The sequence below is a fragment of the Chitinophaga solisilvae genome, assembly GCF_009928525.1.
Taxonomy (GTDB): Bacteria; Bacteroidota; Bacteroidia; order Chitinophagales; family Chitinophagaceae; genus Chitinophaga; species Chitinophaga solisilvae.
Window position 1 is genome coordinate 307,790 of sequence record NZ_JAABOK010000001.1, and the last position, 17,003, is coordinate 324,792.

Consider the following 17,003-nt stretch of genomic DNA (forward strand, 5'->3'; position numbering starts at 1 on the left):
TTAAAATGCAGCGGAGATTTTTGCGAATGTATTTGCTGCATTTCAAATCTCAAAATCTCAAAATTCCAAAATCCGTAAATAATATTTATCTGTTTTTTTGATACCCCGCGTATTGCAGTTTCTTTCTGGAAGCAAGGTTATAAAGCGGAATGTCTACGGCAATGAACAGGTTGAAATGGGGCTTCAGTTCAATTTTATTCATGGCTACTTCCGCCGGCGTACTCCACTGGCAGCCCAGTCCGAGGGAAAAGGGCAGGTACCACGGAAATCCGTATACCAGTTGTACAGAAGGAGACAGGATATTACCGATGCTGACGTTCTGCTGGTATTTCCCCTGTTCATCCAGCTTGTAGCGTACCACGGCGCCCACGTCGATGATGCCGGTAAAAAGACTGGCGCTGCCGGCTTTACCAAAACCGGTGCTGAGGGAGAGCCCTACCGGAGCGGTAATACCATAGGTATTGGTGAAACCGTCGCCGCCTGTATTGTCTTCACTGCGCATGAACCAGCCTACATAACCATTCACAGCAAGATTGTATATTGTTTTCTTTTTGATACGGGAGCTGCCGGAAGGCAGGGCAGTAGCATTCAGCAGCTGTTTTACCTGTTCTGCGTTTTCAGCCTCTCCCAGAGAAACCAGGAGGTTGGTGTATTCTATGAGTACGGGTAACTGATAGAGAATATTTTTGGCTTTCGGCAGCTGTGCCGTGATTTTCTCTTTTTGTGCAGACAGCTCTTTCAGCTGTGCTTCCAGCAAAATGATCCTGCTTTGCACGTGCTGTCTGACGCCGTTAGCGTCCTTAGACTCCAGCGTTTTTTTCAGGATATTAATCTCTTTCTGTTTCTGTACGATGACATTTTCTGCAAGGGTAGCTACCGCTTTGCCGGTACTGTCCAGTTCCTTTTGCAGGTTTTCCCTGTATCCCGCTAATTCCATTTTAGCCTCCAGGTAGTTGTTTACAAGTTTGAACAGTTCGGCCAGCTGATATACCGCCAGGTTATATTGTTTCTGTTCTATCTGCGAAATAATGTTTAACGTGCTGGTGGCGGTAGGCAGGTAAAAGACCCTGATTTCTTTCATGATGGCGACAAACTGCTGGCAGGCTGCTGATGCGTTGTCCGGCGGCAGGGATATGAATGGTGATGCCAGCTCCAGCCACTGTTGCAGTACAATGCCATATTGTTTGATGCGGTCCAGGTCCTTGTTGGGGTTCATGAAGCGGTACTGGTTTTCATCTGTTCTGATCTTCTCCAGTGCAGCATTGGCCGCATCCAGGGCGGTAACAGCTGTTAACAGGTTATTGACCACTAATGAGGTCTGATTCGCATACGGAGTCAGGACATCTTTCACCTGGTACGCCTGGCCGTTGCCGTAAAAACTAAGTTCTCCCAGTTGCTGGTATATCAGTCCCATGAATATTTTGGAGATGCCCGCCATCACGGTAGGCTTATTTTTGGAATAATACGCCAGGTCATCCGGGGTGAAGTATTTGTAATTCTTATCATCCGGTTGTCCCAGCCGTTGTTTGAGGAAGCCGTCAGACAATTTACCGGCTAACTGCATGAAGGCAGCATAGTTGTTATGCGGCTCCTGTACGTATGCGGCGCTGCTGATCCTGCTGATAACCTGGGAGGGGCCTGCATCGTTGTTCAGCTCCGCTACCAGCTGCGTCAGGGCAAATATGGGTGTCAGTTCCGGTACTTCATTGTTCAGTACTTTATATTTCGGTAAGGCGTACAATGACGCCACATGTCCCATCAGTCCTTTTACATCGTTATGCACGGCGTCTTTAAGGGCTTTCAGTGTGGCGGCATAGTTATAGGCTTCAATAGGGCCAATGAGTTTATAGGTTTCAGGGAACAGAATATTGAACTCCGGGTATTTGTCGAGTATCTTTTTTATCCGCTGGAATACCGCAACATTGATTTCTTCCTGTGCGCGCTGGATCAGGAAATCGGCCACACCGTTGGCAATATTGGCCGTGAGGTTAGCGCCCCATGCGCCGGATTTGGTGGACAGCTCATTCGGGACGGGGTAGGCGCCTGCAAAATCGTCATGGATGTTTTTATCACAGTTATTCTCTCCAATCTGACATAGTTCGTGTTCCAGGAAAGGGTTATCCTTATAGGCAAGTAAGATGTCAGTGTTGGTGGCATTGGGAGGGAGGCCCGCATTTCTGATGAGAATAGCTCTGATGATGCTGACGGAAGAAGAATCTTTTTGTTTCAATAAGGCGTCTCTTTCTTCTGTCGTCACTTCTTTACCGGTCAGCGGATTAATATTTAAAATGACATTTGCTGAAACGGGAACGGGCATTTCCAGCTGCTGGTGCCGCGCATTATAAAACTGGATGGCATCATAGATAGCAGATTGTTTTTTCTGCGCCATGATGCAAACAGGCAGAAATAGGAGCAGGCATAGCAACACTACGATACTTGTTTTCATGGGTAGTACTTTATAAGTCGTTTTTTAAATTTGCTTTCAGTTCTTTTTTGGACAATCGTTCCAGCTGGTTGTTTTCATATCTGTAATAGCGGTTTTGCTGCCGGCATTGCAGCAGCAGGAACCAGCTGCCCCTGATCGGGACTTTGATAACAGTTGCCGTCCAGTTGCCTGTAACAGCGGCGTATTCCTCTTCCAGGAGTGTAATAGCTGCTGTAAATGCTGCTATCTGGGGGCCTGTGGTAGTATGGGAGAATTTCAGTCTTCGTTTCGGGGTATAGTAAAAATCGGCAAAGGCAATGGCGTTACCCTGGGAAAGTAATACGCAACGCAGTCCTTCCGGCAGTTCCAGGTTATCTCTTTTCAGTTCTCCAGGATGTACAATATGTACATCATGCAGAAAGGTAAAGGACTGTATTTCGTCCGTTATCCCGAATGCCAGCAGTGGCTGCATCTTCTTTAACTTCTCTTTGACCTTCTTCCACAACTGGGGAGAATAGGATTGTATAACTAGGGCCATAATATCAGCTTCTGGTTAAATAGGTTCTGATCCATCTGCCGCCGGCTCTGCGGTAGTTGGTTTTAAACTGGGAGTATTCCATTCTCCGGTCGCAGCCATCTGCCGGATCGGCAATCAGCAGGAATAATTCCCCGTTGTCCTGCAGCTGATAGCTGTGAATGACTACAATATGCCCGCCAATATCTTCCAGCCATATCTGGCAGCAGACCGGCTGCTGCCGGTCCAGCTCCTGTATGAGCTGTTCCTTACTGAGTACTTCGCCAGGATCTCCTGCCAGGCAGTTTATCTGTCGCAGGGAATCTGCCATATCTGCTTTCTGGTTGCAGGGCAGCAGTAGCGGCAGTGGCGCATTGGTATTGCAGACAGGCATATTCAGCACGGCGGCGGCCAGTTTTTTCTGGGTCCATGCCTGGTCGCTGTGGTACCAGGCGTATACGGCGCAGGAGGCTGCGGACCAGCACCAGAATGACATCTGCTGCTGCTCGATTTTAAATTCCCGTTGTGCGCGCATGGCCACCACCGGAATATTCAGTTCAACTGAGTTGGATGTAAATAGGGCTGATACCGGCATGAGTTAAAATAATATTTCCCAGGACAATTTTTATCAGCTGCCTTTGGCGAAAAACAATCCCAGCGTGGATGTTACCAGGCCCTGGAAGATAGCCAGGTAAGTAACTGAATTACCAAACAGGGTGATTGCTGCATCAGCAAAGGGCGTATATAGTACAATAATCAATAAAATAAGCAAATAAAACAGGGAGAAAAAAAAGGAAAGATAAAAATAGAATTTATCAATCTGCGGCAAGACGATCGTATTTTGCCTGCCTGCGATGAAAGTTGTGAGCACAGGCGTCAGGGAAGAGAGGATCGGAATCACCAGCCGGAACCGCTCCTGCGCACTGGTTACCGTACCTGTAGCAGTACCTTTTATGCTGATGGACAGGCCGGCCTGCTCCTTGTTCACTTTACCTGTAATGCGCTCATTGCTGATAGTGCCTGCTGTATGGGAGACTTCCTGTGACTTCAGCAGGGAAGGAATAAGCATCGATAGTATGCTGATTACATGGTACTTCATAGAGGGCATTTTTGGGGGGCGATAACAGTATTAAGTTAAGCAATATTTCTGTCTGTGACAAATGAAATACGGGTCAGGAACAAGGAGGCGGAGAAAGGTATTCGCCCGCTGCCGCTGCTGACCGGGAACAGTTAACACGGGATACTGCTATAGTAGTATTTCTCCCGTAATGGCGGCAGTACCACCAATCAGCGTATTGTAAGCTGCACCGTTTTTCCTTACCTGTACATTTACCACGCCAGGGCAGTGCTGCGGCTCTCCCTGATACACCGCGAGGTCCAGCTGCTCAAGGCCCTGCCGTTGCAGCAGGTAAGCGCCCAGGCAGCCGCTGCTGTTACCATTGATGATGTCTTCATTTACCCCGATGGATGGCGCAAACATCCTGGCGCTGGCATCGTTGCCGGAAAGATGCCACACAAAACAGCCGAGGGCCTGGTTTTCATCGCACAGCTGCCGCAGCTGGCTGAAGTCAGGATTTATGTCGTATAACCGTTCCCGTGAATGCAACCCGGCCAGAAACCGGTTAGCCCCCGGCGATGCCATCACCACCGGGAAACCTGCTGCCAGATCTGTTTCGAGAAGCCCTGTAACTGCCAGCAGCCGGTCTTTTACCACAGGCGGTACATCCGTGAACTGAATCTGATTTTGCCGCAGGTAGATGAACAGCTGTGTTCCCTGCTGCCTGATGATGACCTGCTGCAGACCAGCTTTTGCCTGCTGATAAATGATATGGTCACCCTGCAGCTGTAGCTGCACGGCCCTGACATAATGCGCCGCAATGGTGCCATGCCCGCAGTTGAGTATTTCTTCGCCGGGCGTAAAGAAACGTATGCTGACGGTGGCTTCAGGCGACGAATCTGCCGTTACAAAGGCGGTATGGGAAACACCGGTCTGCCGTGCAATGGCCTGCATCTCCGCCCCGCTGAGGCCCGATGCATCCGCCACTACGCCGGTCGGACTACCGCCGGCGTTATCCCTGGTAAATGCGTTGACGATATATACTTTCATATGAATCAGATGGTGAGCTGCCAGATTTTAATTGTATTGCCGGCAGTATGCCATAGCATATCACTGCCGGTATGGTAACCATGTACTTTCAGCGTTTCATCCCTGTACAATACTTCTCCGCCGGGAGTAATCACTACTACGCCTGTACGCTCGCTGTGCAGTACCAATGCCTGCAGCATGGGGCTGTAATACATGGCTGCACCGATAACCGGCGGACCGGGTACGGATATCTTCCGCACGGGTCCGTCTGCTTCCTGCCGCAGGTCATAAAAATGTATTTCTCCTGGCGCATCTTTTAAAGCGCCTTCTTCTTCATCTGCATACGGATCATAAGTGACGGCAATGGTATGATTATCTGTCCAGCAGTAGTTACGGTTGTTATGCTCCCAGGCGCCCAGGCTCCGGTCTGCTATGCGGGGATGACTGATAAAATGTGCCACATCATAAACCCGGCACTGATCGCAGGAACCCCAGGCCCAGCCCGCGCTGAGAAACCGGCTATTGTCCGGCGACAGCTGCAGCTGTCCGAAAAAATAATCATATGCCCGCGGCCAGGGCAGCATATTGCTTTCTTCGTAGTTGGCATAAAATGCCAGGTGTCTTTCTTCTGCTCCTTCCTCTATCAGCGATTTGGCGGCGGTCATCACCTGCCTGGTATCCAGGTTCATGATCTGCAGATGGTTCCAGGCCACTGCATATATGATGTAGGGCGTCTGTTGCTGATCGCGGAACAAGGCGATAGGGTAACGGGAAATATCTGCATGATAATCTTCCCGCCAGAGATGAATCCGGTACTTCCCGGGATAATAAAGATAGCCGTGTGTTTTAAAATCATTCACTACTACGGTAATCCCATCCATGGTATAAATGCTGGAAGGCGCGCCGGCATCAAAACTACCGTCTTTATAACTGAAGTGGGTCGCTGTGGTAAACAAGGGCCGGCAGCCGGGCGTATGCAGCTGATGCTGCACCACATCGCCGGTATCCAGCAGCAGCGTCAGCGTATCTGCGGCAGACATACAGGCGCTGTTGATATTGCCCGGTAAGTCCACCGGTGTATCGTGCATCAGGTTTAATTTCATAAAGGAATGCCAACAATTTATGCTGCTAATTTAAGTAAGTTTATCCGGGAGAAATCAGCTGGCTGCCAATGACATCATGTATGCCAGGGGAATCAAAGGTGGAAGCGGACGGTATTGCCTGGGGAGGCTGGACATTTTATCCGCAACCAGGATAATGTATCACAGGCACAGATTCTCCGGAATGTCAGCCTGATGGCCATCCGCTTCTTCGATAAAACATTTCCTGCACAACGGTAACTGTAACAGCTTAACTATCATTCCTGTAATCACGTTTCCTATCAAGCAAATAAATTTTCTGAAAGAAATCTTTTTTATTTATACTTTTATTTCCGTTATCACGATGGAAGATTTATGTAAGCCCTTAAAACCAAAATGAACCTTTAGCATCATCCTGAACCAATACTATCAGTTTTGAAAGTTGTGTCATAGAAATTGTGTAACCCGAACGTTAGCAGTATTTTTTTGTCTTTAACGGTAAGTGTAGCAATACCGGTCATCCCTGGCATTGATATGCTGTGCATCATCATCTATTTACTGTTTACCGGATGTCGTCACCATCCCGGGAGCAGCATGCAGTAAAGTTTTTCCAGTTTATGTAATCGTCGTAGTCATTGAATTGAAATACCCTTGAAATTGTAATCCAGTACCCTAATATCTATCTATAGATGAAATCTCTATACAAACTGTCGCGTCTGCAGTTTACGTGTGGTAGTCTTTGTGTGCTGCTGGCGCTGTTTATCCCGTCGTTACCCACCCTGGCCGCAACTGCCGGGGACAGCATCCTGACGGCTCCTCCGCCTTCCCGCCTTACTGCACAGGCATCCAGGAAATGGTCTGCCTGCAAAAACCAGCTCTTACGCAGATCAGAGAAGCAATTGAAGGCTATCCGCAAAACCGATATGGACATATACCGGCAGCTGTTCAAACTGGACAGCAATGCGGCCAAAGGTCTGTACCCGCAGGGCGTGGAACAGATGTATGATGCAGGCATAGCGGGTATCAAAAAACGTACTGCCGCTGTTGCCGGCGCGGTACGGGGAGAATATCAGCCGTATGTGGACAGTCTGCGTGGGATCCTTTCCTTCGCAGAAAAACTCAGTCCCGGGGCTGCCGGCGGCAAAATTAAATCCTCACTGGAAGGGCTGAACGAATTGCAGGGAAAGCTCCAGGAAGCCGATCAGGTAAAGGAGTTTATACAGCAGCGGAAAGCGCTTATCAAAGAGTACCTGTCGCAATACAAAGTGTTGCCCGGCGGCCTCAAAGACTCCTATGATAAACTCAATAAAGAACTGTATTACTATTCCGCGCAGCTGAGAGAATACCGGGAGGCGCTGAATGATCCGGACAAGATGCTGAAGAAAACGCTGGCTGTTATGAATAAGGTGCCCGCCTTCAAAAGCTTTATGGAAAAGCATTCCATGCTGTCTGAAATTTTCGGCGGATCATCGGCAGCGGAGAGCGTACTCCGGGGAAGTGCAGATCTGATTACGCGGGAACAGATACAATCCCGTATACAGACCCAGGTGAGCACAGGTGGCGCAGGCGCTGCCGGGGTATTGACACAGCAGCTCCGCAATGCCCGTCAGCAGATAGGCGAAGTACAATCCAAAATGCTGGCCAACGGTAATGATGCCGGCAACCTGGACCTCCCCGAGGGCTATCAGCCGGATAAACTGAAGAAGAAAACCCTGTGGCAGCGTATTGAATACAGCTGGAACCTGCAGAATCAGCCGGCTACAAATGTACTGCCTGTCATCTCTGCGCTGGGCCTGTCCGCCGGATATAAATTTTCAGACGATATAGTGGCAGGTATTGGCGCCGCCTATCAGCTGGGGCTGGGGAAAAATATCAGTGAACTGAAACTTAGTAACCAGGGAATCAGCCTGCGTACTTTCTTCGATCTGAAGCTGAGAAAATCTTTCTGGCTCACTGCCGCTGCAGAAGAAAATTATATGCATGAATTTTCGAAGATTGACGAAATCAGCCACCTGCGCTACTGGCAGCCGGGCGCATTAATCGGCGTGATGAAGAAAACCAAAATAGGAAAGCAGACCAACAGCATCCAGGTGCTGTTTGATATACTCGCTGCCCGCCAGGTACCCAGAGGACAACCTATTAAAATCCGTCTTGCACATAAATTATAAACTCCCACTTTCTTAAACATTTATCATAATGCCCTATTCAGTAAAACTACTCATGAAGTTATGGGTCCTGGCATGCCTGTGTTTATTCCTGACGCCTACTTACGCGCAGATAAACAGTAGCCTGGTGCTGCCATCGCCCAATAACCGTTTCCTGGGAAATACAGTAGCCATGGCCGCTACCTCCGACGTAGGAGTGGACCTCTATACCGGGTCCCTGTATGCCAACGTTCCCATCTGCCAGCTCACGGCCAAAGACATCAACATTCCTGTAACGCTGACATATGTTGGCGGCAAGGGAATCAAAGTGCAGGATTATGCCAGCCAGGCCGGACTGGGCTGGATTGTAAATGCCGGCGGCAGCGTTACCAGGGTGGTGCGCGCCTTCCCCGACGACCAGTATAACGGCTTCCTCGGTACAGGTCGCGCCGGACAACAGGTAGCCGCCTGGAAACAAAGCGGCGCCGCACTGCCCGGAGGCTTTACCTCTTTGCCGCCTACCATCGACGGAGAACCGGACATCTACTTCATTAAAACCCCGTTCTTCAGCTTCCAGTTTACGTTTGATGAAAATGGTAATGTGGTAACCTCCAACAATACCGGTGTTAAAATTATTGCCAACAACTTCTATAATACCAGTAACAGCTACAACAGCTCCTTTGAAGCGATCGACGAAAACGGTACGCACTACTATTTCGGCAGCACCTCCGCTTCCAAGGAAAATACCAGCACAACCATTTTTGGTACCTCTACCGGTGGTACCACCACGTGGCACCTGGATAAAATTGTTACCTTCAACAATAAGGATATCGCTACGTTCGAATACATCTCGTCTCCCGGCTCTACTACACTCAACCACTACGTAGGCGTTGTTACCTGGGATATGTACGGCAACCAGAACTGGGATACCACACATCCTGCTACAGCTACGGTGTCTCCGAGATATATCTCAAAAATTACTGCCGGTAACGGCACCGTGAATTTCAATTATGCGTTTGACCGCGCCGATGACCCCGGTGCAGGAAGACTGACCAGCATCGTGCAGTCGCGCTTCACCCGCTACTCACAGCCGGTAACACTCAGTACCTATACGCTGAACCAAAGCTATTTCGGCGGCTCCTCCTCCGATGGAGGGCTGCTGCGCCTGCGGCTGGACGGTATCAAAGTTACCGGCAACACTACCACCACCAGTTCGCCCATCACCCTGCGCACCTTCACCTATAATGAAGCGCATGCAATTGCGAACCGCAAGGCATATGCACAGGTAGATCTGTGGGGATATCAGAACTATTATCCCCCCAAGGCCTACAACGCTTTTCCGAATAATGACAGGAATCCTGACCTGGCAGGTACGCTGCTGGGCGTGCTCACCGGCGTGACAGAGCTTAACGGCGGCAGCTGGAATGTTACCTACGAACTGAATGAATATAACAACAGCGGCGCTAACAAAACAGTAGGCGGATTAAGAGTGAAGAGACTGGCAAAGACATTGCCTACCGGCGAAAGCGTCTACCAGGACTATTCCTACCGCGATAATAATAATTTATCTACCGGACAGATATTCAGTCCTTCCTATTCTATCATAGGATACAACTGGGGCGGGGCTATCTTTCAGGTATTATCTGAATGCCCTTCACTGGTATATGACCTCAACGGAAACTTTGTAGGGTATTCTGCTGTAAAGGTAACAGAGAAGAACGGTGGTTATGCTGTCAGCACTTACTCCAACTTCAGCGATTTTCCGGATATCCTGAACTACCTCAACTCCGGTGTACAGGGCTCTGTTCCTGATGTAACCTCTTCCACCAGCTATGCTTTCAAAAGAGGGATGCCACTCAGCGTAACCGTGTATGATGCCGCCGGTAATAAGCTCACCGAAGATCTTACACCGCTTACCGCTTACCAGTCGCTTACCAGTCCGGGCGGACAGAAAGCCTGGGGATACAAATGGAATACTGTTTCCTTTGCAGTAGGAGGTACTTCGGGTTCCAACTCCTACAACTCAATTTACTTTACGCCGTACGAAAACTATCAGCTGACCAGAGTAATACACCGGGAGTACGATCAGCTGCGCCCTGGGTCCTATATAGAAACCACCACCAGCTTCACTTTCAGCCCGGCTAACCTGCGTCAGATCAAAACCATTACCAGCACAGATTCCAAAGGGAAGTCGCTGGTAAAGACCCTCTATCATCCGCAGGATACAGATATTCCACGGCTTGCGGCAGGGGAGCAGACGGTTGTCACTGCGCTGGCCAATGCCAACAACCTCAGTGCGGTAGTGCATGAAACCGAGAGCAGGAACGGTATTTCCCGTGAAATACATAACACGTTTTCTCCCATGCAGGTAGGTATTGATCAGTACATCTATCTGACTAAATCAGACCTGTACATGGGCAATAAGGCTGTTAAAAAGAAACTCTATACCTACGATCCTTCCACCTCCAATGTTTCCGGGGAAAAAGTGGAAGGAGGGAAGGCCACCTCCTATCAGTATGCTTATGGGGGTAACCTGCCGGTAGCGGTAATAGATAATGCGGAAGATAATTTCACCGTATCAACACAGCAGACGGCGGCCTACGGATCGCTGTGGCTCAATACAGGTCCTACTACCGCCACTTTCAGAAATGAAGCGGCGGGGAACATCGTTATCTCGGCTATGTCTTCACCCGGCGAAACAGTGTCGGTTTATTACTCTGTGTCCGGCCCTTCCAACGCCTCCGGAACCGTTTGTGCGAGCAGGTCCAGTGTTACCTGTTCCTATCCCGAATCCGTAACGCTGCCTAATATGCCGGCAGGCACCTATATCATTTCTATTTCCAGCGGTGGTGGCTCGGCTACCTACAGAGGTCTGAGTTACAGCTATAACATTATAAAACCCATATTCACTGCCACCCGCGGGTTTTATTTTGAGGGATTTGAAGATAATCCCAATTTCAGTGCAACTGCCGGCAGCGCCCACAGCGGCAGCTATTACTATAACTTTTCCACGCCGTTTAACGTGAACTTCCCGCTGCCGGATGCCCGGAAATATATCCTGCAGTACTGGTCATGGGAGAATGGCAAATGGGTGATGAAGCAGCAGAATTATACCGGTCCGCTGAATCTCTCCGGCATCATCGACGATGTACGTGTATTCCCTGCAGACGCCCTGCTGAGTACATTCAGCCATCATTCACAGGTAGGCAGAACCGCAGAAACAGATCCTTCCGGTAAAACTACCACCTATGAATATGATGGATTAGGCCGATTGAGTATTGTGCGGGATGATGATAATAATATTGTGAGCAAGACATGCGTGAATTATTACGGCGGACCAACCGGCTGCCCTGATAACCAGGAATACAGCAATGCCGCATATACGCAGACTTTCACCAGAAATAACTGCCCGGCAGGATATGCACCTGGCAGCGTAGCCTACACAGTTAACGCAGGTACCTATACTTCCACTATCAGCCAGGAAGATGCCAACCAGCTGGCCGTGAACGACGCCATGCTGAAGGGGCAGGCTTATGCCAATGCCAACGGGACCTGTACGCTGATTTATTACAGCGTGGCGAAGAGCGGCACCTATACCCGGAATAACTGCCAGCCCGGATTTACCGGTTCCTCCGTTACCTATACGGTTCCTGCCGGCAGGTACCAGTCGCTCACCAGCCAGGCAGATGCCGATCAGCAGGCGGTAAACGACGTGAATAACAACGGGCAGACCTATGCCAATAATAACGGGCAGTGTACGACCTCTCAGGTGATTAAATACGGTTCCATGAATGCGTCGTCCTCTAACTCCGTTACTATTACCACTACGCTGGCAGGAGATATTAACCTCAGCGTGTATGGTGAACCGGGATATTACTATTCCGTTTACTATACAGTAAGCGGTGCAGCTTCCCGGAACGGTTCCCTTTGTGCATCGCGTACCAGCACTACCTGCTCCAGCCCGTCCAGCATTACGCTCAGCAATATGCCGGCCGGTACCTACACCATCAGCATATCGCCTACCGGAGGCAATTCTCCGTACAGAACCTTCGGATACAGCTATTGGGGAGCGCCATGAGAACGGGAAATACTGACTTAATAACGGTTATGGATATACGATATGTTCCAAACAAATAATATAATGAAAATGAATTTCATCCCACATAAACTACCGGCTGCAGCACTCACGCTGCTGGGGATACTGCTGTTTCCCTTCCTGGCGATGGCCCAGCAGACGCCGCCAGCGCCCTACACATCTTCGTTTCCGGTGAACAGCGTACGCACCTGGAAACCTAAAATGCCTATATCAAAGGCCACACAGATTGCTACCAGAACAAAGGCAGAAGTACAGCAGGTAACGGATTATACCGACGGCTTCGGCAGAAAGCTGCAGCGCGTGGTTAAGCAGGGTACACCCGCCGGCTTCGACCTGGTACAGCCCAGTGTATATGATGCCTACGGCAGGGAGCAGCTGGAGTATCTGCCCTTTGCCTCCTATGCCAATAACGGCGATTTTAAATCAGATCCTATTCAGCAGCAGGTAGCCTTCTATAATACCTACCTGGCCGGACAGGCCGGAGAAACCAATCTCGGTACCGGCACACTGAACTGGGCTTACCACGAAAATAGCTTTGAAGCATCGCCGCTGAACAGAACACTTTCCAGCCTGGCTCCCGGCGCCAGCTGGGTAGGTACACCCACGCACGGCGTTACTTCCCGCAGCGCCACCAACACCGCCGCGGATGCTGTCAGGAAATGGAACATCGCCGCCGCCCGCGGCAGCCTGCCCGTTACCGATGGCATCTATGATGCAGGTACGCTCTACAAAAGCATCGTGACGGATGAACAAGGTAACCAGAGCATCGAATTCAGAGATAACTACAACCAGCTGATCCTGCGGAAGGCACAGCTCACCGCTGCGGCCGACAATGGCGCCGGCAGCGCACATACCGGCTGGCTGTCTACCTATTATGTATACGACGACTATGGCATGTCCCGCTTCATCATTCCGCCGGCAGCCGTTAAACAGATAGACGGAACCTGGACCATTTCCCAGACCCTGGCAGATGACCTGTGCTATCGCTTTGAATTTGATGAAGCCGGACATATGATCGTGAAGAAAATACCCGGCGCAGCAGAGGCCAGAATGGTATATGACCAGCTGGACCGCCTCGTGATGCAGCAGGATGGCAACCAGCGCAATCAGCAGAAATGGGAATACTTTAAGTACGATGCACTGGACAGACCCATAGAAGCCGGTCTGCTCACAGACCCGGCAAACTATAATAACCTTGATTTCCACCGCACCGCAGCAGAAACAAGTACCGCCTACCCGGCAGTAGCCTCCTATACGTCAGAGATGCTGCGGCAGACATTTTACGACGATTACTCCTGGATGAGCGCCGCCAACTCATCAACACTGCCCGCTACCATCAACACCGGTACAGGCGGAACAGGCAACAGCAACTTCCTCACTGCCTATAATACTGCGCCGGAATATGCACAACAGCTTATCCAGAGCAGCAAAACAGCCGGTATGCAAACCGGCAGCAAAGTAAAAATCATCGGTACAGCTAACCAGTACGAATACACGGTGAAGTTCTACGATGACCGTGGTAATAATATCCAGGTACAGAAAATCAATGTTACCGGCGGTACAGATATTGCCACGCGGCAATACAACTGGGAAGGAAAAGTGATCGGCGACCTCGCCACGCAAAATAAGGCAGGCGGCAACCCGCAGACACACTACCTGTTTTCGAAACATACCTACGATGCAGACGGAAGGCCGGAGACGATCACCAAACGTATTACCACCGGCAGTATTAACGCTTCCGCAGTTATTGTCTCCCATACTTACAATGAACTCGGATTCCCTAAAAAGAAACAGCTGGCCCCCGCCTACAATGGCAACGCCGGACTGGAAAGCCTGAACTATGACTATAACGTGCGCGGATGGCTGCTGGGCGCTAACAGAACCTATCTGGCCGGTAGCAGTCAGAATTACTTCGGATACGAAGTAGGTTATGATAAACCTGCTTCTTCCGCACCTGGAAACGCCTACGCCACCCCGCGGTTCAACGGCAGCTCCGGCGGCGTCACCTGGAAGAGTAAAGGCGACGGCGTCAACAGAAAGCTGGAATTTACCTATGACAAAGGTAACAGACTGCTCTCTGCGCCATTCCTGCAGAATTCCAGCGCCTCCACCTGGGATAAAAGCTACATCGACTTCTCTACCGGCAACATTGGGTACGATGTGAACGGTAATATCACGGCACTCAGCAGAAACGGATTTAAACTGGGTGGCTCAGGTACTGTCGATAACCTGACCTATTCCTACCAGAGCAACAACCTGAGTAACCAGCTGCGTAATGTGATGGACGTGGCCAATGACCCGCAGAGCAAACTGGGCGACTTTCATTATCCCGCCGGCAAAACAGCTGCGCAGGATGATTATACCTATGATGCCAACGGCAATGTGCTGACGGATTACAACAGGGGTATCACCAGCAGTATCGCCTATAATTCCATCGACCTGCCGCAGACCTTCTCCATCGGTACCAAAGGCGCGCTGACATTCCTGTATAATGCGCTGGGAGAAAAGCTGCAGAAAACCGTAACAGAGAATAACGTTACCATCAAATTCAACAATGTCAGCTATGTCACCAATGTAACCACCACCACAAAGTATATCAACGGATTTACCTACGGGTCGCTGGCATACAGCAATGCATCGCTGGCATCCCTGCAGTTTACTGACAAGCTGCTGTATATAAGTCATGAAGAAGGACGTATCCGGGCAGTGTACAATAATGCTGCGGCACCCGCTACGCTGACAGGTTACGTGTTTGATTACTTCCTGAAAGACCAGCTGGAAAATAACCGCATGGTGCTGACAGATGAAGCGCAGTCAGATATCTATCCTGCAGCCACGCTGGAAAATGCTACCTATAACGGAGGTACCGCACAGGCATTTGAATCACAGTTCTATGATATCAAACCAGCCAATATCAGGTCTGCTTCCACGCAGCTGCCATGGCTGGCCAGCGCTAACGGCGGCGTATATCAGAACCAGAACAACAATGGTACGCCGACTAATGGTGTTAACCCTTACAGCAATGTTACCGCCAACAGCGACAAGTTATACCTGCTGAATGGTCAGTCAGGAGATAAGACCGGCCTGGGTATCACCATCAAGGTGATGGCGGGAGATAAGATATCTCTGTTGTGCAACAGCGTGTGGCATGCTACCGGTACCGCGCCGGTGTCTTACCCCATTACTTCAACGCTGGCATCTTTTGTGAATGCCTTTGCCGGCACATCCGTTGCTGCCGCAGGGTTACACGGCGGCGGCGCCAATCTCAGCAGCGTTGCTGCCACCACTACGCCGTTGAATACCATGCTGGGAAGCACGCCCAATCAGCCCAATCCTACCGTAGCACCCAAGGCGGCAATGAACTGGATATTGTTCGATAACCAGTTCCGGCCGGTGGCCAATGGTGTAGACCTCGTCAGCAGTACGGCAGATGTGGTGAAACGTCATTCCCTGCTCAGCCAGGCGATGACCAAGAGCGGTTATCTCTACATCTATTGCAGTAATGAAAGTAACATCGATGTATATTTTGATAACCTGCAGATTGTCAATAACCGCGGACCACTGCTGGAAGAAACGCATTTTTATCCGGATGGCCTGACGATGGCCGGAATCAGCGACCGTGCCTGGAATAAGCTGCCTAACCGCTATGGTTACCAGGGCAAAGAAGCGCAGCAGGAAGAATTCAGTGATGGCTCCGGTCTGGAGATGTATGATTTCGGCGCGAGGTTCTATGATCCGCAGCTCGGACGGTGGCATAGCCCGGATGCGGTGGAACAGTATGCCAGCCCCTATATGGCAATGGGTAACAATCCGGCCATGTTCGTAGATCCGAACGGCGACGACCTCATTACCATTATTGCGGTGATAGGCTTTGCAGCATTGTCTTCCGGTTTACAGAAAGGTTTTGCCTATGAATTTGACAATAAGTCGTTCTTCGATGGATTTTGGCGGGGGGCATTAAGTGGCGCAGCTACAGGAGCATTATCCTTTATCCCCGGCGGCGGTAGTTTTGCCGCACAGGTAGCCATCGCTACCGCGAAAGGCGCAGTATCCGGTGCTATCAACGGAGCGCTCAGCGGATCGCCCGATACCTGGAAGAGCGTATGGAAAGGACTTAAAACCGGTGCGTTGAATGGCGCTATTTCTTCCACTGCAGCAGCCTCGCTGGAATCATTCAAGAATATGAAGGCAGGCTACGGATGGGGCACTGATGCCGGCAGAATGAATCATATGATGAAGGAGGTTAACAAAGCTGTCGGCGCTGAAGCGAAGACATTAGCAGGAAATAAACTCGCCGCCTATGCAGAAGATAAACTGAAGATAGGGAAGGCAGATGTGAAGTTTTCCCTGGAACAGAATACCGTTGGCAGCAGCAATGTGGGGCAACGCACTATTACCCTGGGACCAGATGCATTCAAACATCATGGCGCCTATCTGCGTAAACTGCTAAAGGCCGAATTCAAATCCTTTATGAAAGATTTCAAAAACGGATCCAGGCTTACCTCAGAGAAGTCCTTGTTTAATAAAGTCTTTGACAACGTTTTTGAGCATGTTGTAGAGCATCGTACGGACTTCGGCAGAGAGGCACTAGGTATCTGGACGCAGTAATTTCATTTGATTATTTGAGATTTAATTATTTAAAAAAATGCAGCGAAGATA

Annotated in this window: 10 protein-coding genes; 4 read left to right on the forward strand and 6 right to left on the reverse strand. The window is 50.0% G+C overall.

The window, feature by feature from the left end; all coding sequences use genetic code 11:
• Positions 1-85: 85 nt before the first annotated feature.
• The 6 genes from GWG06_RS00990 to GWG06_RS01015 all read right to left on the reverse strand — a co-directional run bounded on the left by GWG06_RS00990 (position 86) and on the right by GWG06_RS01015 (position 6,128).
• Entirely contained in the window at positions 86-2,446 is a 2,361-nt protein-coding gene (locus tag GWG06_RS00990) for a prefoldin subunit (protein WP_160710859.1), read from the reverse strand.
• 10 nt (positions 2,447-2,456) lie between these two features.
• Positions 2,457-2,963 carry a hypothetical protein gene (locus tag GWG06_RS00995; RefSeq protein WP_160710860.1) on the reverse strand — a complete coding sequence of 169 codons (507 nt, stop codon included), beginning with the start codon at positions 2,961-2,963 and terminating at the stop codon, positions 2,457-2,459.
• A gap of 4 nt (positions 2,964-2,967) precedes the next feature.
• A complete protein-coding gene (locus GWG06_RS01000; RefSeq protein ID WP_160710861.1) occupies positions 2,968-3,534 on the reverse strand; it encodes a papain-like cysteine protease family protein in 567 nt (188 codons plus the stop codon).
• A 33-nt stretch (positions 3,535-3,567) separates the two neighbouring features.
• Positions 3,568-4,038 carry a hypothetical protein gene (locus GWG06_RS01005; RefSeq protein WP_160710862.1) on the reverse strand — a complete coding sequence of 157 codons (471 nt, stop codon included), beginning with the start codon at positions 4,036-4,038 and terminating at the stop codon, positions 3,568-3,570.
• Between the two features lie 147 nt (positions 4,039-4,185).
• Positions 4,186-5,046 carry a PhzF family phenazine biosynthesis protein gene (locus GWG06_RS01010; protein ID WP_160710863.1) on the reverse strand — a complete coding sequence of 287 codons (861 nt, stop codon included), beginning with the start codon at positions 5,044-5,046 and terminating at the stop codon, positions 4,186-4,188.
• Between the two features lie 5 nt (positions 5,047-5,051).
• Entirely contained in the window at positions 5,052-6,128 is a 1,077-nt protein-coding gene (locus GWG06_RS01015) for a hypothetical protein (RefSeq protein WP_160710864.1), read from the reverse strand.
• A gap of 114 nt (positions 6,129-6,242) precedes the next feature.
• Here GWG06_RS01015 and GWG06_RS30660 point away from each other — a divergent pair, with 114 nt between their 5' ends.
• The 4 genes from GWG06_RS30660 (at position 6,243) to GWG06_RS01030 (ending at position 16,952) form a co-directional block, all read left to right on the forward strand.
• Positions 6,243-6,365 carry a hypothetical protein gene (locus GWG06_RS30660; protein ID WP_262888645.1) on the forward strand — a complete coding sequence of 41 codons (123 nt, stop codon included), beginning with the start codon at positions 6,243-6,245 and terminating at the stop codon, positions 6,363-6,365.
• A gap of 428 nt (positions 6,366-6,793) precedes the next feature.
• On the forward strand, positions 6,794-8,272 hold the full coding sequence (locus GWG06_RS01020) for a hypothetical protein (protein WP_160710865.1): 1,479 nt from the start codon (positions 6,794-6,796) through the stop codon (positions 8,270-8,272).
• Positions 8,273-8,324: 52 nt separating this feature from the next.
• Positions 8,325-12,326, forward strand: a complete 4,002-nt coding sequence (locus GWG06_RS01025; protein WP_160710866.1) for a DUF5977 domain-containing protein — start codon at positions 8,325-8,327, stop codon at positions 12,324-12,326.
• 69 nt (positions 12,327-12,395) lie between these two features.
• The gene (locus GWG06_RS01030) at positions 12,396-16,952 is read left to right on the forward strand and encodes a DUF6443 domain-containing protein (RefSeq protein ID WP_160710867.1); all 4,557 of its coding nucleotides are present in this window, start codon (positions 12,396-12,398) and stop codon (positions 16,950-16,952) included.
• Positions 16,953-17,003: the final 51 nt, after the last annotated feature.

Coding starts and splice junctions, on each gene's coding strand:
- GWG06_RS00990 (WP_160710859.1), bottom strand. CDS start 2,446: ATGAAAACAAGTATCGTAGTGTTGCTATGCCTGCTCCTATTTCTGCCT.
- GWG06_RS00995 (WP_160710860.1), bottom strand. CDS start 2,963: ATGGCCCTAGTTATACAATCCTATTCTCCCCAGTTGTGGAAGAAGGTC.
- GWG06_RS01000 (WP_160710861.1), bottom strand. CDS start 3,534: ATGCCGGTATCAGCCCTATTTACATCCAACTCAGTTGAACTGAATATT.
- GWG06_RS01005 (WP_160710862.1), bottom strand. CDS start 4,038: ATGAAGTACCATGTAATCAGCATACTATCGATGCTTATTCCTTCCCTG.
- GWG06_RS01010 (WP_160710863.1), bottom strand. CDS start 5,046: ATGAAAGTATATATCGTCAACGCATTTACCAGGGATAACGCCGGCGGT.
- GWG06_RS01015 (WP_160710864.1), bottom strand. CDS start 6,128: ATGAAATTAAACCTGATGCACGATACACCGGTGGACTTACCGGGCAAT.
- GWG06_RS01020 (WP_160710865.1), top strand. CDS start 6,794: ATGAAATCTCTATACAAACTGTCGCGTCTGCAGTTTACGTGTGGTAGT.
- GWG06_RS01025 (WP_160710866.1), top strand. CDS start 8,325: ATGAAGTTATGGGTCCTGGCATGCCTGTGTTTATTCCTGACGCCTACT.
- GWG06_RS01030 (WP_160710867.1), top strand. CDS start 12,396: ATGAATTTCATCCCACATAAACTACCGGCTGCAGCACTCACGCTGCTG.